The sequence below is a fragment of the Bacillus sp. FSL M8-0077 genome (assembly GCF_038050255.1).
Taxonomy (GTDB): Bacteria; Bacillota; Bacilli; order Bacillales; family Bacillaceae; genus Bacillus; species Bacillus altitudinis.
In genome coordinates, this window is the sequence record NZ_JBBPAF010000001.1 from 1,279,206 (window position 1) to 1,300,377 (window position 21,172).

At 36.9% G+C, this 21,172-nt stretch carries 24 protein-coding genes and 2 pseudogenes; 17 read left to right on the forward strand and 9 right to left on the reverse strand.

The features are described from left to right. Positions 1 to 231 precede the first annotated feature (231 nt). The 3 genes from NST57_RS06510 (at position 232) to NST57_RS06525 (ending at position 1,575) form a co-directional block, all read left to right on the forward strand. Positions 232 to 399, forward strand: coding sequence for a hypothetical protein (locus NST57_RS06510; RefSeq protein WP_341298277.1), 168 nt, complete (start codon positions 232 to 234; stop codon positions 397 to 399). A 553-nt stretch (positions 400 to 952) separates the two neighbouring features. Further along, positions 953 to 1,252 carry a hypothetical protein gene (locus NST57_RS06515; protein WP_341298278.1) on the forward strand — a complete coding sequence of 100 codons (300 nt, stop codon included), beginning with the start codon at positions 953 to 955 and terminating at the stop codon, positions 1,250 to 1,252. A 107-nt stretch (positions 1,253 to 1,359) separates the two neighbouring features. Beyond that, positions 1,360 to 1,575, forward strand: a complete 216-nt coding sequence (locus NST57_RS06525) for a hypothetical protein (RefSeq protein WP_341299193.1) — start codon at positions 1,360 to 1,362, stop codon at positions 1,573 to 1,575. Positions 1,576 to 1,681: 106 nt separating this feature from the next. Here the strand turns inward: NST57_RS06525 and NST57_RS06530 are convergent, their stop codons facing one another. Beyond that, positions 1,682 to 2,626, reverse strand: coding sequence for an acetyl-CoA carboxylase carboxyltransferase subunit alpha (locus NST57_RS06530; RefSeq protein WP_341298279.1), 945 nt, complete (start codon positions 2,624 to 2,626; stop codon positions 1,682 to 1,684). 32 nt (positions 2,627 to 2,658) lie between these two features. After that, entirely contained in the window at positions 2,659 to 3,105 is a 447-nt protein-coding gene (locus NST57_RS06535; protein ID WP_046527485.1) for a MarR family winged helix-turn-helix transcriptional regulator, read from the reverse strand. Positions 3,106 to 3,364: 259 nt separating this feature from the next. Here NST57_RS06535 and NST57_RS06540 point away from each other — a divergent pair, with 259 nt between their 5' ends. The 4 genes and pseudogenes from NST57_RS06540 to NST57_RS06555 all read left to right on the forward strand — a co-directional run bounded on the left by NST57_RS06540 (position 3,365) and on the right by NST57_RS06555 (position 5,956). Further along, the gene (locus NST57_RS06540) at positions 3,365 to 4,195 is read left to right on the forward strand and encodes a sialate O-acetylesterase (protein ID WP_142154800.1); all 831 of its coding nucleotides are present in this window, start codon (positions 3,365 to 3,367) and stop codon (positions 4,193 to 4,195) included. Positions 4,196 to 4,322: 127 nt separating this feature from the next. Next, positions 4,323 to 4,460, forward strand: a pseudogene (locus tag NST57_RS06545) (CatA-like O-acetyltransferase); the annotation flags it as partial. Between the two features lie 226 nt (positions 4,461 to 4,686). Then, positions 4,687 to 5,805 carry a Rap family tetratricopeptide repeat protein gene (locus NST57_RS06550; RefSeq protein ID WP_341298280.1) on the forward strand — a complete coding sequence of 373 codons (1,119 nt, stop codon included), beginning with the start codon at positions 4,687 to 4,689 and terminating at the stop codon, positions 5,803 to 5,805. Beyond that, positions 5,795 to 5,956, forward strand: a complete 162-nt coding sequence (locus tag NST57_RS06555) for a RapH phosphatase inhibitor (RefSeq protein WP_142154801.1) — start codon at positions 5,795 to 5,797, stop codon at positions 5,954 to 5,956. The genes NST57_RS06550 and NST57_RS06555 overlap by 11 nt, the downstream gene beginning before the upstream one ends. Before the next feature lie 543 nt (positions 5,957 to 6,499). On the opposite strand, the gene NST57_RS06560 is transcribed toward NST57_RS06555, so the two are convergent. Further along, positions 6,500 to 6,688, reverse strand: a complete 189-nt coding sequence (locus tag NST57_RS06560) for a hypothetical protein (protein ID WP_045035248.1) — start codon at positions 6,686 to 6,688, stop codon at positions 6,500 to 6,502. A gap of 51 nt (positions 6,689 to 6,739) precedes the next feature. Beyond that, positions 6,740 to 7,246: a hypothetical protein gene (locus NST57_RS06565; RefSeq protein ID WP_341298281.1), complete on the reverse strand. Its 507-nt coding sequence runs from the start codon at positions 7,244 to 7,246 to the stop codon at positions 6,740 to 6,742. A gap of 406 nt (positions 7,247 to 7,652) precedes the next feature. Here NST57_RS06565 and catA point away from each other — a divergent pair, with 406 nt between their 5' ends. The 4 genes and pseudogenes from catA to NST57_RS06585 all read left to right on the forward strand — a co-directional run bounded on the left by catA (position 7,653) and on the right by NST57_RS06585 (position 10,741). Continuing rightward, on the forward strand, positions 7,653 to 8,315 hold the full coding sequence (gene catA, locus NST57_RS06570; protein ID WP_341298282.1) for a type A chloramphenicol O-acetyltransferase: 663 nt from the start codon (positions 7,653 to 7,655) through the stop codon (positions 8,313 to 8,315). 206 nt (positions 8,316 to 8,521) lie between these two features. Further along, a complete protein-coding gene (locus NST57_RS06575) occupies positions 8,522 to 9,640 on the forward strand; it encodes a response regulator aspartate phosphatase (RefSeq protein WP_341298283.1) in 1,119 nt (372 codons plus the stop codon). Further along, positions 9,630 to 9,803: a hypothetical protein gene (locus NST57_RS06580; RefSeq protein ID WP_012009624.1), complete on the forward strand. Its 174-nt coding sequence runs from the start codon at positions 9,630 to 9,632 to the stop codon at positions 9,801 to 9,803. The genes NST57_RS06575 and NST57_RS06580 overlap by 11 nt, the downstream gene beginning before the upstream one ends. Before the next feature lie 108 nt (positions 9,804 to 9,911). Then, positions 9,912 to 10,741, forward strand: a pseudogene (locus NST57_RS06585) (SMI1/KNR4 family protein). A gap of 41 nt (positions 10,742 to 10,782) precedes the next feature. Here the strand turns inward: NST57_RS06585 and NST57_RS06590 are convergent. From NST57_RS06590 to NST57_RS06605, 4 genes are all read right to left on the reverse strand, one after another. Then, complete coding sequence (locus tag NST57_RS06590) at positions 10,783 to 11,031, reverse strand: DUF2651 family protein (protein ID WP_341298284.1); 249 nt, start codon at positions 11,029 to 11,031, stop codon at positions 10,783 to 10,785. 19 nt (positions 11,032 to 11,050) lie between these two features. Next, positions 11,051 to 12,235 (reverse strand): hypothetical protein, encoded by a 1,185-nt coding sequence (locus NST57_RS06595; RefSeq protein ID WP_142154805.1) that lies wholly within the window; start codon positions 12,233 to 12,235, stop codon positions 11,051 to 11,053. A gap of 113 nt (positions 12,236 to 12,348) precedes the next feature. Next, the gene (locus tag NST57_RS06600; RefSeq protein ID WP_341298285.1) at positions 12,349 to 12,912 is read right to left on the reverse strand and encodes a GNAT family N-acetyltransferase; all 564 of its coding nucleotides are present in this window, start codon (positions 12,910 to 12,912) and stop codon (positions 12,349 to 12,351) included. Between the two features lie 16 nt (positions 12,913 to 12,928). After that, positions 12,929 to 13,834: a LysR family transcriptional regulator gene (locus NST57_RS06605; protein ID WP_341298286.1), complete on the reverse strand. Its 906-nt coding sequence runs from the start codon at positions 13,832 to 13,834 to the stop codon at positions 12,929 to 12,931. 112 nt (positions 13,835 to 13,946) lie between these two features. On the opposite strand from NST57_RS06605, the gene NST57_RS06610 reads away from it, so the two are divergent. Then, complete coding sequence (locus NST57_RS06610; protein WP_341298287.1) at positions 13,947 to 15,101, forward strand: MFS transporter; 1,155 nt, start codon at positions 13,947 to 13,949, stop codon at positions 15,099 to 15,101. 114 nt (positions 15,102 to 15,215) lie between these two features. On the opposite strand, the gene lpdA is transcribed toward NST57_RS06610, so the two are convergent. Beyond that, positions 15,216 to 16,610: a dihydrolipoyl dehydrogenase gene (gene lpdA, locus NST57_RS06615; protein WP_341298288.1), complete on the reverse strand. Its 1,395-nt coding sequence runs from the start codon at positions 16,608 to 16,610 to the stop codon at positions 15,216 to 15,218. 184 nt (positions 16,611 to 16,794) lie between these two features. Here lpdA and NST57_RS06620 point away from each other — a divergent pair, with 184 nt between their 5' ends. The 5 genes from NST57_RS06620 (at position 16,795) to NST57_RS06640 (ending at position 20,994) form a co-directional block, all read left to right on the forward strand. Continuing rightward, positions 16,795 to 17,373, forward strand: a complete 579-nt coding sequence (locus NST57_RS06620) for a TetR/AcrR family transcriptional regulator (RefSeq protein ID WP_341298289.1) — start codon at positions 16,795 to 16,797, stop codon at positions 17,371 to 17,373. An 11-nt stretch (positions 17,374 to 17,384) separates the two neighbouring features. Continuing rightward, positions 17,385 to 17,804, forward strand: coding sequence for a GNAT family N-acetyltransferase (locus NST57_RS06625; protein ID WP_073415605.1), 420 nt, complete (start codon positions 17,385 to 17,387; stop codon positions 17,802 to 17,804). Positions 17,805 to 17,932: 128 nt separating this feature from the next. Then, positions 17,933 to 19,066: a response regulator aspartate phosphatase gene (locus NST57_RS06630; protein WP_073415607.1), complete on the forward strand. Its 1,134-nt coding sequence runs from the start codon at positions 17,933 to 17,935 to the stop codon at positions 19,064 to 19,066. Positions 19,067 to 19,672: 606 nt separating this feature from the next. After that, complete coding sequence (locus NST57_RS06635; protein ID WP_073415610.1) at positions 19,673 to 20,131, forward strand: GyrI-like domain-containing protein; 459 nt, start codon at positions 19,673 to 19,675, stop codon at positions 20,129 to 20,131. 251 nt (positions 20,132 to 20,382) lie between these two features. Beyond that, the gene (locus tag NST57_RS06640) at positions 20,383 to 20,994 is read left to right on the forward strand and encodes a hypothetical protein (RefSeq protein WP_073415612.1); all 612 of its coding nucleotides are present in this window, start codon (positions 20,383 to 20,385) and stop codon (positions 20,992 to 20,994) included. The last annotated feature ends 178 nt before the right edge of the window (positions 20,995 to 21,172 follow it).

Consider the following 21,172-nt stretch of genomic DNA (forward strand, 5'->3'; position numbering starts at 1 on the left):
ATAGAACAACAAACATAATTTTATATAGTATGTTTCAAGTTAATTAAAATGCGAAAAATAAGAACAAATGTTCATTTTGTGATTCCATTTAAATTATAATAATAATCAGATTGACCCCTTCATGAACCTGGCTGAAACTCAGTCAGGTCTTTTTTATATCTACTTGTGAACTCGTTTTCTTTTTATATAGGGACAGTTAATGCTGCGTAATCTTGCAGGAGGTGATTTGAGATGGAAGTCAAAATCATTGAAGGGCCAAATGTTGATAAGCGTCTTAATGATTGTTACCACTATTTGATTAAGTGTTGGAGAAAGGAGTTGAAACGTGATAATAATTTACACGAGGGGATTTCTCAAGGTGTAACCAATAAAATGACAGAGGATGGACAGCACGATTAAAGCAAGAGCTGAACTACAAAGTTATGTGCAGATAAGGTTTCTCATTAGATATATTAAATTAAAAACAGACCTTTAAGGGTCTGTTTTTTTATGGGGACGGATTGGGGACGAACCCTTTCAGTTTTCTTCAGAAATGCACATTTTTTATCAGAAAGGCTCATCATAGAACCTTATTAAATCAGTCTTTTTCAGGGAAGGTCTGTTTGCTTCGGATGAGGTCATTCACCTTGACAGGGTAGAGGTCGCTGGTTTGAGCCCAGTCGGAATCATCGTTTAAACCCTTGCCTAGCAAGGGTTTTTTTGTTTTGTGGGTAATGAATATTTGTTCAGTTTTTATCCATCAGGTTGTTTCTAAGTATTCTTAGGACCAAAACGATGAAAGTGTTCTGCAAAGTGGATCGTTACGTCTGTTAAGGTTTAAGTCAGCAATTAAAGGTACTATATCGACAGGAGAAAGTTAATTCCAGCCGAAAATCGGGATTTTTGTTTAAAGTCGGTATATAATTGAGCAATAATAAAACCACTAGGTAAAAAACAGTAGGAGATGATATCGATGGAGAGTTTTCCGTCCATTCGGATGAGAAGAAATCGAAACAATGACTGGAGCCGCAGATTGGTCGCCGAAAATCGATTGTCGGCTGATGATTTTATTTGGCCAGTTTTTGTTCGGGAACAACCGGGAGAGGAAGAAATTGTTTCGCTGCCAGGGCAGTTGCGAGTCGGACTAGATCGTCTTATTGAGCACGTGGGACAGGCAGTAGAATTGGGAATTCCAGCAGTTGCGCTATTTCCTGTTATCGATCCAGAAAAAAAGATGCTGATGGGAGTGAGGCGACAAATCCGGATAATTTGATTTGTCGGGCTGCCCGCGAGCTTAAGAGGGCATTTCCGGAACTGGGATTAATCGGTGATGTTGCATTAGATCCTTACACCACTCATGGGCAAGATGGAATTTTACGTATGAAATCTGAATTTAAAGTTCCTACTTTTGCCTACCAGGTTAGTGGAGAATATTCAATGTTGATGGCAGCTATTCAGAATGGCTGGCTTGATGCAAATGTTGTAATTGAAGAATCATTAATGGCGTTCAAACGCGCCGGATGCGATGGTATTTTGACATATTTTGCTTTAGATATGGCGCAGCGATTGAGAGATGGAGAATCTCAAAACATATAGGCAAAATGAAAACAGACCCTGCATGGTCTGTTTTTTATGAGGAGGATTTGAGAACCTTCAGAAAAAGTATTGATGGAAGATAATCCGATACGGATTTTAAATATTTTCATTTATAATTCTCTATTTGTCTATACTTTTCATATCGCTGTTGTATAAGCTCTTCCGAGGATAATCGTATCAATTTTTTTAGAGATGATTCAATCACAGATTCAATCAATTTTGCCTGTGATTTTATATCATTTTGTGCTCCACCCTTAATTTCAGGAATGATTTCATCAATAATTCCTAAATGCTTTAAATCTTTTGCTGAAATTTTCATATGTTCAGCAGCTTCTGGAGCATACTTAGCGTCCTTCCATAGGATAGATGCTGCTCCTTCTGGCGAAATGACCGAGTACCATGAATACTCTAACATATGGATATGGTTACCGACACTAATGCCAAGAGCTCCACCACTTGATGCCTCTCCAATTACAATACAAACAATTGGCACTTTAAGTGTAGCCATTTCCAATAGATTTCGAGCTATCGCTTCAGAAATTCCACGTTCTTCAGACCCTTTGCCTGGATAGGCGCCAATTGTATCAATAAATGTAATAATAGGGCGATTAAATTTATCAGCTTGTTTCATCAGTCTTAGCGCTTTTCTATATCCTTCTGGATGTGACATTCCAAAATTTCTTTCTATATTTTCCTTTGTACTTCTCCCTCTTTGATGACCAATAACCGTAACGGGCATTCCTTTAAATTTTGCAATACCACCTATCATTGCTTTATCATCACCATATAATCGATCACCATGAAGTTCGAAAAAGTTTGTAAACAATAAAGGTATATAATCCAATGTCGTGGGCCGGTTACGTAGCCTTGCAATTTGAACTCGTTGAAAAGGTGTAAGATTAGAATAAATTTCATCTTGCATTTTATTTAAACGTTTTTCTAATTCTTGAATTTCTGATGATAAATCTACATTATGTTCTTTCATCATTTTCTTTAATTCATCAAATTTCTCTTTTAGTTCAATAATAGGACGTTCAAAATCCAAACTCATTTTATCCTCCAAAGGGTATGATTTACCTCACTCTAATCAAAAGACTTAGAAATAGAATCAATAAATAATTCAAAACCATCCACAACTATTTTTTGTTCTGATTCTGATAAATTACTGAGGATACGTTGATAAAATGTAAGGGATTGTTCTCTTAAGCGATTAACAGTAATGTGACCTTTTTCTGTGAGGTGCAGAAAAAGTTCTCTTCTGTTTTTTTCATTTACTTCACGATAAACAAGTCCCTTTTTTACTAACTTATCTACCAATCTACTTACAGTTGAAGTCTCTAATCTAAGTTTATTGGATAGTTGCCAAACAGTTAATTTTTCCATCTCTAGTTCCTCTAACGCCATCATTTGAGAGGTTGGTAGAGGTTTTTCAAATGGTCCATTGGGCAAATTTTGAGATTCAAAAACCCCAGTTATTATAATCATTTTCTTAATATCTGATCTTAGTTTTAAGGCATCTTCTCTTTTCAAAAAGGTCACCCTCCTACAATTCATGTATGATACATAAATTGTATTATACATGAATATGTTTTTTGCACAAGTTTAACGTAAGCCAATATGACAACATGGGCAAGAGATTTCTTCTTGTTAAAATGGTTTAAGTGGATTGATCCATAGTCGATCCACCTGATTGATAGATGCATCAGGATCTTACCCTAAGTAATTGCTGTTTACTATTCTTTCAACAAAAATAGGAAAATATGAAAAATAAAGAGAGGGGGAGAAAAATATGAAGTCATTTTTACTAATTGGACAATCAAATATGGCGGGGCGCGGCTTTAAGCATGAAGTGCCTCCGATTTATAATGATAGAATCATGATGCTGCGAAACGGTAGATGGCAAATGATGACTGAACCCGTTCATTTTGATAGACCGGTAGCTGGCGTAGGACTAGCGGCTTCTTTTGCGGAGGCTTGGTGTAAAGATCATGAGAGAGAGAAGATTGGTCTTATCCCATGTGCCGAAGGTGGCAGTACCATTGATGAGTGGTCACGAGATGGGGCATTATTTCGTCATGCAATAAATGAAGCTAAATTTGCAAGGGAAGATAGCGAATTGGCAGGGATATTATGGCATCAAGGAGAAAGTGACAGCCAAGATGGGAAATACAAAGAATACGATGAAAAAATACGAAGATTATTTCATGAACTGAGAACTGAATTATCTGTACCTAACATTCCGCTTGTGATAGGTGGTTTGGGCGATTTCTTAGGAAAGACAGCATTTGGCGCAGGATGTGTGGAATATCAACTGGTCAATGAGGAACTACAAAAATATGCACATGATCATGAAAATTGTTATTATGTTACTGCGAAAGGTCTTATACCTAACCCGGATGGAATTCACTTCAATGCGATGTCCCAGAGAATATTTGGTATAAGATACTATGAAGCATTTCGAAAAAAAGAACATATACATGAACCATTACCAAATGAACATGAGTTAGTGAATGAATGTCATAATAGAATGAATACCTCAGCGGAGAAAACATATATAGCACTAGAAAAATTCACGTTGGGCAAGATGACTTACGAAGAGTTGCTGCAGGCTTTAACGTAGGCAAAGCTCATGGTAGACTTTGAATAGACAGAAACATGATATATCTTTTGAAAGGATGATTGTGGTGGTAAAAACAGATAAAGCTTCCTCCTGAATACAGTAAATCACATTCAGGAGGAGATATAAAATGTTTAAACAGATAGTCGAAAGTTATCCATGAAAAGAGCACTTTCCTCATTATATGACGGTAACCCGATGCTCATATAGCTTGGTGATCAATCTAGACATCACAAAATTGTATGCAATATTAAAAGAAAAAAGGCTAGATTCAATGCAAATTACCTGCAGACAAAAGGTATTCTCATGGAAATCTAGAAGATGAAAGCAGACTGAAATGAGTCTGCCTTTTTGTTTTGTGAGGATAAAGACATGTGCCAAAGGTTTATTGATGTACAATGGTTCTTTTTGCGGTTTCTTTTCGGTGTCTTGTAAATTTTTGTATGTCATAATAAATGTAATATAAGGAAATATTGTAGAAGGGGAGTAAGGGGATGGAGAAAGTTCATTCTTCACATGTAGGTGTGAAAATCAATGAATGGTATAAAATGATTCGGCAATTCAGTGTACCTGATGCAGAGATTTTGAAAGCTGAGGTCGAACGAGAAATTGAACGAATGGAAGAAGACCAGGATTTACTGATTTACTATCAATTGATGTGCTTTCGTCATCAGCTTATGCTTGATTATATTAAACCCTCAGAGCAGCGCTCTTTATCTATTGCAGACTTAGTTGATAAAATAGAAAACTCAAATCATAAATTATCCGGCATGCTGCAGTATTACAACGCTTTTTTTCGTGGGATGTACGAGTTCAGTATAAAAGAATATGTACAGGCTATCCAATACTATAAAATGGCGGAGAAACATCTTACGCTAGTTATAGATGATATTGAACAAGCCGAGTTTCACTTCAAGGTGGCTGAAGCCTACTATATTATGAAACAAACCCATGTTTCCATGCATCATATTTTAAAAGCTCTGGAAATCTACGATCAATATGATCTGTATAAAGTAAGAAAAATTCAATGTTTGTTTGTCATAGCAGGAAATTATGATGATTTGGCTCGACACGATAAATCAATTCCTCATCTAAAGAATGCAATTAAAATAGCAGAGGAAATTGGTGATCAAAAAATCCTAACTAAAGCCTTTTTGAATATTGGCCATACATTTGATAGAGACGGTCAATGGGATGAGGCTATCAATTATTTTGAGAAGGCTATTCAAAAGGCAAATGATGATTCTGAGCTTCTTATCAAATTGTATTTTGCGATTAGCTGTACGCAATTTAAAGCAGGAAGACTTAAAGAAGGAGAAGCATCTTTAAAACAAGGAACTAATATACTTGAGGAAGCCCCTAATAAGCTTTATGAAAATCTATTTAACTTCTTAGAAGCGGTTTATGTTAATAATATAAATGAGGAGCAGCTGGCCGAGGTGTTTCAGTATTTCGAGCAGAAACAGCTTTTCGCTTACGCTGAGGCATGCTATATAGTGTATGCAGATGAGTATGGGAAAAAAGGTCAATTTGAAGAAGCAACAGCTGCTTATCAAAAGGTATTAGAAACACAACTCAAAATTCAGAGAGGGGATTGTTTGTATGAGTTTTAAGAAGGGTTTTACGATGATTGCTCTTACTGTGGTTGCAGCTGCAGGAGTGTACACTATTGCAACTGATCGAAACACAACATCGATACAAATACAAAAAATCGATCGAAACACGACTATGATCGATCGAAACACAACTTCTCAAAACGTATAGGCAAAATGAAAACAGACCCTGCATGGTCTGTTTTTTATGGAGACGGATTGGGGACCAACCCTTTCAGTTTTGTTCAGAAATGAAAATTTTTAATCAGAAAGGCTCATCATAGAATCTTATTAAATCAGTCTTTTTCAGAGAACTTACGTTTGCTTTGGATAAGACCATTCATCTTGACAGGATAGAGGTCGCTGGTTCGAGCCCAGTCGGAATCATAGATGTTGATACAGAGCCACTCTCGAGATAATCGAGAGTGGTTTTGTATTTTTAAAACCAAAAAGGTAACATTACCAAAATAAAAACCACACTGAAAATATAGTGTGGTTAATTTAAAATGACGTCCATTTGATCAGCTATCTGTTGGCTTGTTGAAGGTAGTACATGAGCATATGTTTGAAGCGTTACTTTTATACTTTTGTATCCTAGTCTTTCACTCATTGCTTTTACAGGTGCACCATTTAACAATAAATTTTTTATATGTGGTGGTTCGTCGACCTGTTTTTCTTAAACAGGGAGCTACATAAAGTGGCTCCCTGCACAGAATCAATCTTTCTTTTTTTTGTAGTCTTTTACTAAGCTTGAAACAGTTAAACCCATTACACCGAAAGCTACTACATAAAATAAAATATTTGTTACAGGTGTATCAATTTTCCCTAAAATCAAGACAACAGCTATAATAGCGATGGGTAAAGTAATTAACAAACTTTTGGATGCTTTATTTTCCTGTGTCATTAACCAAGAACCTCCTTTTTGTTTCAGCATTTAGGTATGTTTTAGTACATTTTAAAAAACGAACAACATTATGGTTTTAGCAACCCACCATGCTGCATTTTCACTTCCAGTAACTTTAAGAGCACCTAAATAAATACCATGTTCAAGAGTGCCTGTATAATGCTCAATAGTTATTAGAATTGTTTCTAACCCTGTAACACCGCCTATCATTACTTTCAGTTTTGTAGGTAATTGATCATAAGCTTCTTTTATTGCTTTTATAGCCCATGTGAATTTACCGTGTGTAATAGCTTCTCCATTTGTTTTTGATTGAGCTCCTTTAATTGCTTTTTTGAACTTTTCTGTTTCTACGTCATTTAAATTCCAATACTGTGTTATCTCATCTATTGTAGGCTCTTTTGCTTGATCAAAAGAAGATTTTACAAATGAATAAGAATAGAACTGTTCTTTCTCAAAAGCTTTAGATGCATTTGCTTCTGCAAAAGGTGAGAGTATAAAAACAGAAATTCCTGCAACCATTGATAATATTAAACCTTTGGAAGTACTTGATTTTCCCATAATAAGCTCCTGCTTTGGAATATTTTTTAGATTAATCTTTCAACTTAATTAATAATTCAATAATTGTTTTAGTTGTTAGAAATATTCTTCCTTCTCTAAATAATGTTATCATTTGTAAATAAATGAAGTAAATAGGTTATTTGTTATTGGATAGAATGGTACAATATACATATTAATTACGAAAAGACATGACTAACAAAGAATAAATTAGTCAAAATCACTTAAGAAGAGTTGCTGAAGGCTTTATCGTAGGCAAAGCTTATGGTAGCCATTGAATGAAAACGTTATAACTTAGAGTAGTGGTAGACAGAAACATAACCTACCGGTTGAAAGGATGATTGTGGTGGTGAAAACAGATAAAGTCTCCTCCTGAATACATGAAATAACATTCAGGAGGAGATAAAAAATGTTTAAACAAATAGATGAAAATTATCCGAGAAAAAAGCACTTTCATCATTATATGACGGTAACCCGATGCACATATAGTCTGGTGATCGATCTAGACATCACAAAATTGTATGCAATATTAAAAGAAAAAAGGCTAAAAGTATATCCTGTGCAAATTTATTTGTTAGCAAGAGCTGTGCAAAAAATACCGGAATTTCGGATGGATCAAGTGAACGGTGCACTTGGTAACTGGGAGATTCTCCATCCTAGTTATACGATTTTAAATAAAGAAACAAAGACGTTTTCAAGTATTTGGACGCCTTATGACGAAAACTTTGCTCGGTTTTATAAAAACTGTGTAGCGGACATGGACACTTACAGCAAAAGTAACAACCTATTTCCGAAACCTCATATGCCAGAAAACATGTTCAATATTTCAAGTCTGCCGTGGATTGATTTTACTTCTTTTAACCTTAATGTATCTACAGATGCAGCTTATTTACTACCAATATTTACGTTAGGTCAATTTAAGATGAAAGAAGGAAAAATCATCTTGCCAGTTGCGATTCAAGTCCATCATGCTGTTTGTGATGGCTATCATGTCGGTCAATATGTGGAATATATGAGGAGGCTTATTGAACATTGTGAAGAGTGGTTAAATGATTCAATGCAAATTACCTGAAGACAAAAGGTGTTCTCATGAAAATCTAGAAGATGAAGGCAGACTGAAATGAGTCTGCCTTTTTGTTTTGTGATGAGAATGAAAATGTTCCAAAGGTTTACTAAGGCTATATTTGTTCTTTTTGCGGTTTCTTTTCGGTGCTTTGTAAATTCTTGTATGTGATAATAAATGTCATATAAGGGAGTTCAGTGGAAGGGGGATAAGGGATGGAGATAGTTCTTTCTTCACATGTAGGTGTGAAAATCAATGAATGGTATAAAATGATTCGGCAATTCAGTGTACCTGATGCAGAGATTTTGAAAGCTGAGGTCGAACGAGAAATTGAACGAATGGAAGAGGATCAAGATCTGCTCATTTATTATCAATTGATGTGTTTTCGCCATCAGCTTATGCTCGATTATATTAAACCGTCAGAAAAACGATCGCCTTCTGTTTCTGAATTGGTTGATAAAATTGAGAATTCTAATCATCAACTTTCCGGTATGTTGCAATATTACAATGCTTTTTTTAGAGGAATGCATGAATTTAGTAAGAAAGAATATGTACAGGCTATTCAATATTACAAGATCGCTGAAAGGCAGCTTGCACTGGTTGTCGATGATATTGAGCAAGCGGAGTTTCACTTCAAGGTGGCTGAAGCCTACTATATTATGAAACAAACGCATGTGTCTATGCATCACATCATAAAGGCGCTAGATATTTATAAAGAACATGAGCAGTATAAAGTTCGCCAAATTCAAAGTCTAATTGTCATTGCAGGAAATTATGATGATTTCATGAGATATGAAAAATCGTTGCAACATTTAAAGACCGCTTATTCAATAGCTGTGTGCGCAAACGATCAACGTTTAGTAGCAAAAACATTATTAAATATTGGTAATACATATGATAGGCAATCAAAGTATACAGAGGCAATAAAGCATTATAAAGAAGTGTTAGATGTTATTTCTTCGGAAAAAAGTGACATAAGGCCAATCACTCTATTTAGTTTGTGTTGGTCGTTGTACAAGTCTAATCAAACTGATGAAGCGGATATGCTCGTTGAAGATGGACTTATATATTCCTCAAAGGTAAATGATTCGCTAAGTGGCTTGTTATTTAAAGCATTAAAAGCTATTTATATGGATACTAATGAACAAGCTTTGAAAGAAGTGTTTGATGTTTTTGAAGAAAAGAAACTACATGTCTATGTGGAAGCATTTGCTCAAAGTGTCGGGTTATTTTATGAAAAAAAAGGGGACTTTGAAAAAGCTGCCGAATATTACAGAAAGGCTCTTAAGGCTCAAAATGATATTCAAAAAGGAGAGTGTCTGTATGATTATTAAAAAATTACTAATCATTTTATCCATTGTATTGTTAAGTGTTTCAACAGCAGAAACTTTAAAAATCATTGAAACGAAATCAATTCGGAATACAACAATGGAGGAACAAAAATCAAATCGAAACACGACTATGATTGATCGAAATACAACTTCTGAAAACGTATAGACAAGATTAAAACAGACTTTATGGGTCTGTTTTTTTATGAAGTAGAATGAGCATATGAACAGTTGGTCAATGTTATACTTATCTCAATAAATACGAGGAGGCACCACTTTGAAATCATTCTGGGAGAAAGAAGAAGAGAGTCCTTTCACATTAGAAAAGATAGATGAGGAAAAAATTCGTGAAGCAGAGGCGAGACTTGGTGTCACTTTACCTGAAACATATAAAAGCTCATTTTAGAATGGAATGGTGGTTTTACAGTTTGTAATGCTTTTCCAACCGAAAGGCCGAATTCATGGGCAGAGGATCATGTTCAATTCGACCATCTAAGAGGAATCGCTAAAGATGATGGAATTATGAATAGTGTTCAGTTAAGTGATGAATTGGAGCTGCCAGAGGGACTTATTTTCATCAGCGGGGAAGAAGATACATGGATCGCCATGGATTATCGAGAAACGAAGGAACATCCTCCTATTCACTATTTCGATTTAGAGCTGGAAGTAGATTTTAAGCTGGCAGATACTTTCGATGAATTTGTTGAGAAGTTATATACAGCTGAAGATGTGATGGTCGAAGTAGTAGAGATTGAGGAGGAAGCTTCGGATTTATATATCAGTAAAGAAGAGCTTGAACACATTTTTGAGAGAGGAGACCTTCGTCAGCAGAATCTCTTCAAAATGGCGCATTATCCGATGGAAGACATTGAAGAGATCGCATGGTTTTTCTTGCGCATGAAACAGTGCATTCAACAGATAAAAGATCAACATGTCTTGTATGAAACAGCTACTGTTATTCACTCCAACCTTCTGTTAAACCCAGATATGCCAAGGAATGACCGTATCAATAAAGAGCTGCAAGAAATTGCTGAAATTCTAGAAAATAGTGGAGATCCGAATACCGCCTTTTTGGGAGAGGACATTCATCCAGTGAAAAAACGATAGTGAAAGATGAAAAGCCCTTTCTAGGGTTTTTCGAATGTAGTTTATGATCTCTTTTTATTTAAAATTTTCATAATGAATAATGCTATATATGAAGTAATGAATGAGCCTAAAGTGTAAACAACAGCCCAGCCAAAGAAAGAGACATTAAAAAGTGTAAATGTCAGAATGAGCAAAATGATAAAGCTCACAACTGGCATGAAATAAACCTTTTGTACAAACAATGTGACGCTTAATGAAGCGATCAAAATACTTAATGGAAGCAAGCCGAATGCGAATTCTAAATGAGTCATCTTCATTCTCCCTTTAGAATCACCTATTAAATATTTTGAGAACATCATTTCTATTTTGTTCTAACATGAAAAAGTCATATTCAGAAACATGATTCTTATCCAAAATTTTGTCGAGACCTTTTATCTTTAAAGAATTCAATCTTTCTCCCTTTTGGTATGAATAAGAAGATATTTCATATTCTCCGGTCTTTTTTTGGTTTAATGAGTATATATGATCAGAATTTAAATGAACGAACTTAACTTCAAGTCCTTCTTCTTGTTCTAAGGAAAAGGAACCTTCTGATTTCATTGTTTTTGTGTTAAATGTATAAATCTTAGAATGTGCAGTGAAATGATATAAAATATCGTCTTTTATATAGAAGTGCTTTTCATTTGGTGGTATTAGTTGATCTTCACTTTCATAACTACCAAGTAAATAGGTCCCCCTTAATTTGTTCTTTTCTATATCAAATACGGCTACTTTAAAAGACACATCTTTAGAATCTTCAGGAGTGTGATAGAGGACAAAATAAGCTAATTTGTCCTTAATGATGATATTTGAATAAACTTCCCAGTCTTCGTTGATGGGCTTAACATGACCACCTTTTTTAAGAGTCGGTCTGTTCTGTAAATTCAATTCATGAAATGTAGAATGATCAGTGTCCATATCTTGATTGATCACGTAAATTTTATCATCATCGTTTCCTGTACTAACAAAGTATCCATTTAAAATCTGCTCTTGAAATTTTTTACTGCTTCCCCATCTGATTAAACTTTGATAATCCTTTTCTCCAAAACCTTGGTTGTTTAATGTATAAAATATTTTTTTGTTTTTTAAATATCCATTAGCTTGGCCATAGCCAGTATGTACTTTATTTTTAAACTTAAAATGGGCAGTTTTTTTTCCAAGAATATTTATTTCAGAAGGGTTCTCTTTCATTAACATCTGTTCACCTTGAGCAATAGAACCTAATTCAATTGCGCCACCTTTTGAGGTAGTTATTTCCCCTTTTTTATTTATATATACTGTGTAGCTCCCTTCACGCTGATAATCAATTGATGCTGAAAGGTAGATAGTAGCTAATTTGTCATTTAGAAATGAAGGTTTGGATTCAGATACAGCTGTAGCATCTTCTTTGATGAATAAATGTTTAAGTGAATAATAGGAAGAAAACAAAACAAAAGCAATAAGAACGGTAATAACTAATTTTTTCTTGAATCTCATCGTCAAACAACCTTTCTAATTAGGACTGTATCATGAAAAAAATTTACTCAACTTTAGAGAGGATGTAGGCCCTTGGAGCGCTTATTTAGGTATTTTGAATAGGAAATAAATGTTTAATGACGCTTGGCGGCCCACTCGGATTGAAGAATGGCATATTGATACTCATCGACCCAATGTCCTTTTGACATATAATTTTGTAGCAAATGTCCTTCGCGCCTCATGTCTAAACGTTCTAGCACTCGAATGGATTTTTCGTTGCGCACATCAGTAAAGGCAATGATTTTATGCTTGTTCAGTGTAGTGAAAATATATTCGATCATTGAATTCAAGGCTTCGTGAATATAGCCCTTTCCTTGAAAGTCAGGCGCGAGTGTAAATCCTATTTCAACGATTCTAGGCTCGCTGTCAAGTGTATGAATGGCGCAATCTCCTATCAGCTGATTGGATTCAGATAAGGCAATCACGTATTGAAACCACGTCCCTGGTTGATTAGGTTGTTGCGTCATTTGGTGTTGAACAAATGATTCAGCGTCTTCGTGCGTGTAGTTTTCCCATGATTGAAATGTGGCAATAGAGGGATTTGATCGGTATTGATAAAATGCTTCAATATCCTGCTGATCAAACTGACGAATCACAACCCGGTTTGTTCTTGTAAATATGCTGTTTGCATTCTTCATGTGTTACCCTCACTTTTTAGTTTGTTCTTGATTTAAAAAAGTCTATTAGCCATTCAGATAGCTGTTTTTGCGCTTTGGTCACAAATCGATCGGCATAATACGTTAATTCAAGATGCCGAACAGGAGCAGGAGCAGAAATAGGGATAGAGACAATATTAGGCCATGCTGAATGTTGCTTTAATAGCCCTCTTGGCTGGATGGTGGCGCCGATCCCGGCTTCAACCAACTGCAATAATGAAGTGGCAGACCCAACATCCATGACCGTGTCCAATTCAAAACCGTGTTCTTTACATACGTCATCGACCAAATCTCTTCCTAGGTAGCCTTTTGGATACATGACCAGTGCATGCTTTGTCAGCTCTTTTAGCGTCACTTCACGCCTTTTTGCCAGTTCACTGTCTGAATGAACAAACAATTCGTAGGGCTCATCGCCAAGTGGAATTTGAATCAGGCGTTTATCCGCAGGCCCGTGCAGCCCAATTCCGATATCGACTTTATGTGAGAGCACCTCGTCACGAACAAAGATGGTCGAAAAAGCCTTTAGGTTGATCTCTGGATACAGCTTTTTAAATTCTACAAAAAGCGGAACAAGCTGAAAGTCAAGATCAGAGGGGAGGACGGCAAGTCGAACGGTACCTCGCTGTTCAGATAACAGTTCTTTCATGGCATTTTTTGCATCTCGTTCAGCCTGAAGCATTTTCATGCCATATTGATAAAGAAGCGTACCAGCTTCAGTTGCAACTACCTTTTTACCGATTCTGTCAAAGAGCGGCATCCCAACTTCAGCTTCAAGCAGTTGAATCTGTTGGCTTAATGTAGGCTGTGATATACCTAGTTGCTCTGCAGCCTTTGTGAAATGTAAATGATTGAAAACAGCCATAAAATAGGTAATGTGACGAGTATCCATATGCCATCCTTTCATTGATGATAGTATTTTCCTATCATCATAATACGAATTATTGTATTGATCAATGAATGAAGCGAATTTATACTCATAGTAACCTCAACAAGATGAGAGAGGAAGAAGAGTATTGATGAAAAAAGTATTTTATTTAGCCGCTTTATTTTTAGCTGCCTTAAACTTGCGCCCAATCATTACATCCGTAGCTTCTATGATGAGCATGATTCAATCAGACTTTGGCGTTAGTGCACTGACGGCAAGTCTTTTAACCACTTTGCCGGTCTTGTGTATGGGAGTGTTTGCACCTGTAGCAACGAAACTAAGTCGCCGGTTTGGATTAGAGAGAACTCTTTTTTTCTCGATTTTTCTTATCACAATTGCGACTGGACTGCGTGGTACAAGTCAAACGGTTACCATCCTTCTCATGACTGCTTTTGCAGGAGGAGTTGGAATTAGTTTTGCCGGACCATTGTTGTCTAGTTTTATTAAAAAGTATTTCCCGAAAAGTCCTGGGATTGTCAGTGTGTACTCTATATCGATGACAGTTGGAGCTGCACTTGCTTCGGGCTTGACCATTCCCATTTACCTTCGCAGTGAGCATAACCTTCCACTTGCCTTATCCTGCTGGGCAGTTTTAGGCGTTATTGCACTGATCTTATGGCTCGGTCTAGCTCGTCAAAACCAACAAGCGGATCTTGCAGACGTGCCGCTGAGATTACCGCTGCGAAACAAAAAAGCCATTCAATTCACCTTGTTCTTTGGCTTTATGTCTAGCATGTTCTATTCGTTAACAGCGTGGATTTCACCCATTGCGCTTGATTTTGGGAATAGTCCGCAGTATGCCGCCATGCTGCTTACGATATTTACACTCATTCAGATTCCAGTGGCATTACTCGTTCCAAACATCGTCAATCGTCTAGGAAAGCCGAAATTATTTCTGATCTTATGCAGTTTGTCAGAGCTGATTGGCCTCATATTCCTTCTACTGCCAATGCCGATCCTGCCAGCTGTTATTTTTCTAGGGATTGGAGCAGGTGGATTATTTCCTTTGGCGCTTATGCTGCCTATTATTGAAACGCGTACACCAGAAGAAGCCGGTACATGGTCAGCGATGTCACAGATGGGCGGGTACATCATGGGAGGATTTGGTCCATTTTTAATCGGTTTGATTTTCGATATCAGCGGACATTTTCAAGCTGCTATTGTCGCAATGCTCGCCATCGTGGTGCTGATGATTGGTGTTCAGTTATCGATGAAGTTAGGGAAAAAACGTGAGGTATCCAATTAAAGGTCAATATACCGCTGCTTTTATATCATGACTCAATTGAAATCGCCATAGCCTATTCCTAAGTAGGCTATGGCGATTATTTTGCTCAACCTTTAAAAGATGCACCTGAATGAATTATCGTGAAAGATATTTTTCAACTTTACGAGTGGCCATTTCTGCAGCCTCCATGATCATTTCACCTAATGTTGGGTGAGGATGAATCGTCATGGCTAAATCTTCTACTGTAGCACCAATTTCAATAGAGAGAGAAAGTTCTGATATAAGAGTAGATGCCTCTGCACCTACGATTTGTGCTCCTAAAATAAGGCCAGATTCAGCATGGGCCACAATCTTCACAAATCCTTCTGGTTCTTTTAATGCCAGCGCTCGACCATTAATAGAGAACATTGTTTTTCCAATAACAGTCGGAATGGATCTTTGTTTGCAATCCGTTTCGCTCAGTCCAACACTCGTCAATTCTGGGCTGGAAAACACAACAAGTGGGATCGCTTTATAATCGATCATCGAAGGTTTACCAGCGATTGCCTCTGCTGCCACCTTCGCTTCATAGGAAGCTTTATGAGCCAGAGCAGGAACCTCGGTGATATCACCAATCGCATATATGTGCGGAATGGAAGTTCTGCATTGTTCATCAATTTCAATACGTCCGTGAGGGGGAAAAGACAACCCGATAGAATCAAGACCTAATGTTCCATCTGTATTCGGTTTTCTTCCGACAGTAATCAGTGCATATTCCGCTTGCACCGTGTAACTTTCTTTCTGTTTCTCATAATGAAGATCAATTCCGCTCATATGCTGATCGGCACCTATGACGTTTGCTCCTGTAATCACGGTGATGTCATCTTCTTTCAATTGTCGAACAACAGGAGAGACAAGTTCACTTTCAAAACCAGGCAATACTTGATTGCCGCCTTCTAGAATGGTGACTTTTGATCCAAACCTTGCAAACATCTGTCCGAGTTCAACACCAATATATCCACCCCCAACTACGACAAGGCTTTTAGGGATTTCGGGAAGGGATAGTGCTTCAGTGGAAGACAATATACGACCTCCGAAAGGGAGTGATTTAATTTCAATTGGACGAGAGCCGGTTGCTAATATAAGGTGTTTGAAGTTGATTCGTTTTTCACCTTTTTCGGCATGTTGAATCACCGCTGTATGCTGATCGAACAAGCTTGCATCGCCTTCCAAAATGGTAACTCCCGCTGACTTTAACAAAAATTGGACGCCTCCAGCTTGTTTTTCCACAACCGCTTTTTTGAACGCTTGAGCTTCATTGAAAGAACCGCCATCTTGAAAACCACCCCATTGTGTGCGGAGTTTGAACCGCTCTGCTTCTGCTATTAGCGCTTTAGAAGGGATACAGCCTACATGGGTGCATACGCCACCTAATTGATCACGTTCTACAATCGCTGTCTTCATGCCGAGATGAGCTGAACGTAATGCCGCCACGTAGCCTCCCGGACCTGATCCAATCACTAATGTATCTACTGTTTCAAAATGAATCATTTCTTGCACCTCCAATTTCAAAATATGATGATCATAATATATTATAGTCATCATATTTTAGCGAAGTCAATCCCATCTGAGTGAGGAAAGATAGATTTCAGTCAATTGACACATGATAATATGATGAATATAATATTTTGATAAATATACTTAGACGAGTTAAAAGGAAGGAGGGGGAAAGAGGATGCCTTATCCGAAAGGTCATAAGTCAAAAGTGAGAGAGCAGATCATCGCAAGTGCTGCACGAGCATTTCGAACAAATGGCGTCCGTAGTATCAGTTTGCCATATATTATGAAAGGGGCAGGTCTAACTCATGGAGGGTTTTACGCTCACTTTAAGAACAAGGATCAGTTGGTGATAGAGACTTTTCATTTTGCTATTACTGATACGATCAAGCTGCTGCAAAGTGTTGCAGACAAGAAGGCAGATCAGCCCCGAATTCAGACGATCATTGACTTTTATTTAAGTTCCGTTCACCGTGATCAGACGGAAGTCGGCTGTATACTGCCTGCACTGGCAGGGGAGATTGCTCAATTATCGCAAGAGGTACGGAAAGCTTATACCGATGAATTGAAACGGTTTATGGCGTTTATAGCCGATACGGGAAACATAGATCTCTCTACCAGTTACGCACTAGTAAGCAGCATGATTGGTACAATTGCTCTTGCGCGTGCTGTCAATGACTCGCAGTTCAGTGATCAATTGTTATTTGCAGGCAGAACACAGGCAAAACACATTTTAGAGTGGAATGAACAAACATAGGGGATGTTGCGATGTTGATTAGAGAAGCAAGCATAGAAGATTATCCACAATTAAGACAAATCTATTTAGAATCCCGACGTCAGAGCTTTCACTGGCTCAATACAGAAGAAATCAATCTGCAAGATTTTGATCAAGATACGCAGGAAGAGCAAATTTTCTTAGCTGAGGAGAACAATAAAATCCTTGGATTCATCTCATTATATGTACCAGATCGTTTTATTCATCTCTTGTTTGTACATCCAGAAGCTGCTGGTCAAGGGGCTGGCGATCTGCTGCTGAAACATGCGATCAAAGTGCTCGGAACACCAGTCACCCTCAAATGTGTCTCCGAAAATCACAAAGCTTTGTCTTTTTATCAAAACAGAGGCTGGAAGGCTGTAGTAGAGGAAGGGGAGCCTGGGGCGAAGTACTGGGTCCTTATTTATGAATAGAAGTCATGTTATCTATCATTCACACGGCCCTTTATAGGGCTTTTTTGCGGTTTATTTTCGGTGTCGAATGATTCATAAAATGATAATATATGTCATTATAGGGAAAATAGAGGAAGGGGTAAGAGCTGATGGAGAAAGTGCTTTCTTCTCACGTCGGTTTGAAAATCAATGAATGGTATTATCATATTCAACGATTTAATGTACCGGACGCCGAAGCATATAAAGAAGAAATCAAATCAATGATTGATCATATGGAAGAGAATCAAGATTTATTATTGTATTTCTCACTCATGGAGTTCAGACATAAATTAATGCTAGATTACTTGAATCCTTTAGAAAATGGGAAAGAACGAGCGAACTTCAGGGAACTTGCAGTGAAGATAAAAAAAGATCAAGAGAAATTAACAGGATTGCTTGAGTATTACTTTAATTTTTTCTATGGGATGTATGAATTTGAAAACTATGAATACCTCAATGCGATTACCTTCTATAAGCGAGCAGAAAAAAAGCTGTCTCTTGTCAGCGACGATATTGAACGTGCCGAGTTCAATTACAAGATGGCGGAAATCTATTACCACATGAAACAAACCCACATGTCCATGCACCATATCGCACAGGCGATAGAATGTTACCGAGAAAAAGATACATACACAGTCAGAGAAATCCAGTGTTCTTTTGTCATTGGATTAAACTATATTGATATGGGCTGCCCCGAAAAAGCCATTCCACATTTTGAACGTGCGCTTGAACAAGCTGCCGATCACTCAACAAAAAGACTAAAAGGGTCAGCGCTCTATAATTTAGGGTTGAGTTATTTCCATCATGGTGACCTAGCGCAAGCAATTGTTCACTTTAATGACTCGATTCGAGCATTTAAAGAGCAGGGGTACGAGCATTTAAATCGAATTTTAGACCCTCTCGTTATGTTATCAAAATCCTATTTTAAAAAGAACGAACAGGATCTAGGTACGTATGCATTACATAACGGTATAGAACTATCTGAAAAGCTGAAAGATCATGTGTTGTTACGTATCTTTACGTTTTTAAAATCACTATACGTTGACAACAATTTTGAACAACTAGAAAAAATTTCAGAATGGTTAGAGATGAAGTCCATGTATCCTGACCTTGAAGACTTAGCAAAAGATGCTGCAAAATATTATAATGAGATGGGAGATAAAGACAATGCGATGCATTTCTATGAAAAAATTCTTTATTTCCAAACTCAAGTAAAGCGGGGGGACTGTCAGTATGAAATTTAAAACGTTATCAGTAGTATGCGCAGTGATCAGTGTCATCAGTATTGTTAGCTATTTTACATCTGAAGTGACAGCAAGTCATGATGTAGCTAGGAGAGGTCATACGGCAAGTATCGGTTATACTGCTTAAATAAAAAGCCCCTTAAGGGCTTTTTATTTTAAGACGGTATATATGCTATGAATATATTGAGGAGGAAGTAAAGTGACAATGTTAAAATCAACATTATTTCGAAGGGTTTTCAGTATATTTTTTGTTTTAACCTTTATGATTAGCCTCTTCAATATGGCTGTGTTTCCAGGGACGCCAGCGTCTTATTATGTTGGCCTGGTTTGTAAAATGTTATTTATCAGTATGTTAAATGGTATGTTTTTCGGAATAATAATCTATTTGACTGTCAGTTTTCTTAAAGTCATTTCTTCAAAGGAAAACCAATAACAAGTGAGCGGCTAAAATCCGTTCTTTTTTTATGATTAAAAATTGGACATCGTATCAATGAGAATATGAGATTCCATTATTTTTAATATCCTAATGCATTATATTTTAAAGGGTGTTACCGTTGGATGTAAGGAATGATTGGCCAATCTTCCAATAAGAGTTGGAGGGGAATCATGAATTACAAAATTGAAATGTTAACGAATATGAAAATGGTGTATATGAGAAATATAGGACCGTATGGCAGTAAAGAGAACGTGGAGATGATGAAGAAATTTAAAAAATGGATCAACGAACATCAATTCAATGATGAATTAAAGAAACATGGCATATACGGTGTCCCTCAAGATGATCCTGCCAGAACTTTATCTGAAAATTGCAGATATGACCTCATGTTCATGACAAATAGAGATTTCTCCAAAGATCAACTGGTTCAGACTGGTCATGTTGAAGGAGGAAAGTATGCTGTGTTCACGGTGACACATACAGCCGAAAAAGTGAATTTGTTTTGGAGACAATTACCTCAAATGATCCAACACAATCAATTGAACATACGCCAGGCACCTATTATGGAGAGATATAGAGAAGAAGAAGGCGAAGATAAGGTGTGTGAATTCTTACTTCCTATCTTTTAAACATTTTATCTAACTTCAATGAAAACAGACCTCTTGTGGTCTGTTTTCATGAATATAGAATCTACACGTTTAAATAATTTAGGACTCGTTCCTTTAAATAACGATATTGATCCTTATTCGTATCTTGAAATGCTTCTTCTCGATTTGAAGGTACGTCCAAATAAAAGATTTCTTCTGAAGCACTTAATCCAGATGCTATACTATGGCTAAACCAATATGACAATGAAAGGTCATGTCAGGAGGAGCATGGTGTGATATTCATCATAGGAATTGTAATTGCTTTTATTGTTGCTATTTTAGGCTTTACTGTTTTCGTAGATGTAGGTAATGGGTTGGGAACGGCTTTTAGCATCATTGGGGGAATGGTCATTTTATTCATAGCGGGAAGGCTGCAAAGACAAAAAGAAAAGAATGATCCAAACATCTTATTAGATAAGATGATGATGCTCTTTCACGAAGACGGGTTTCAGTCCTCAACATACATCTTTTCGCAAAATGTTGATAAAGGATTTGCGATTGATGACGAGCGAAAGAAAATGCGCTTTATTACATATCAACCTGGCGGCTCATCTCAGAAATTCAGGTTTGAAGTCACTGAACTTTCCTTGCAAGAGTTGAAACAAGTTGACATGTTAGAAGATGGTATACCGATTGAACATTCTACTGAGAGTGATAATAATGAAGAGATTTCTACACTTCAATTAAGATTAACGATGAATGATCAAGAAGCATCAACGATCACGATCACCTTCCTGCAATTTGATGTGCCAGTTCGTAAGAGCACCGCTGAATATTTGATTGAACGAGAAAATTTGGAGGAAATTTATCATCAAATTGATTCAATGATGAAATCTGTATATTAACTAAATTCCTGTTCATTAAGAAGAAATCACAGTTTGATTGTGGTTTCTTTTTTTATCTCAATCAAGTTAAAGCCAGTCCAGTCATTGTAGTTGAATGTTTTTCTCAAAAATGAATAAAGATAGACTAGACATGAAAACGAACATTGATATTGAAATGACTCATGTGATGAGGAGGAAG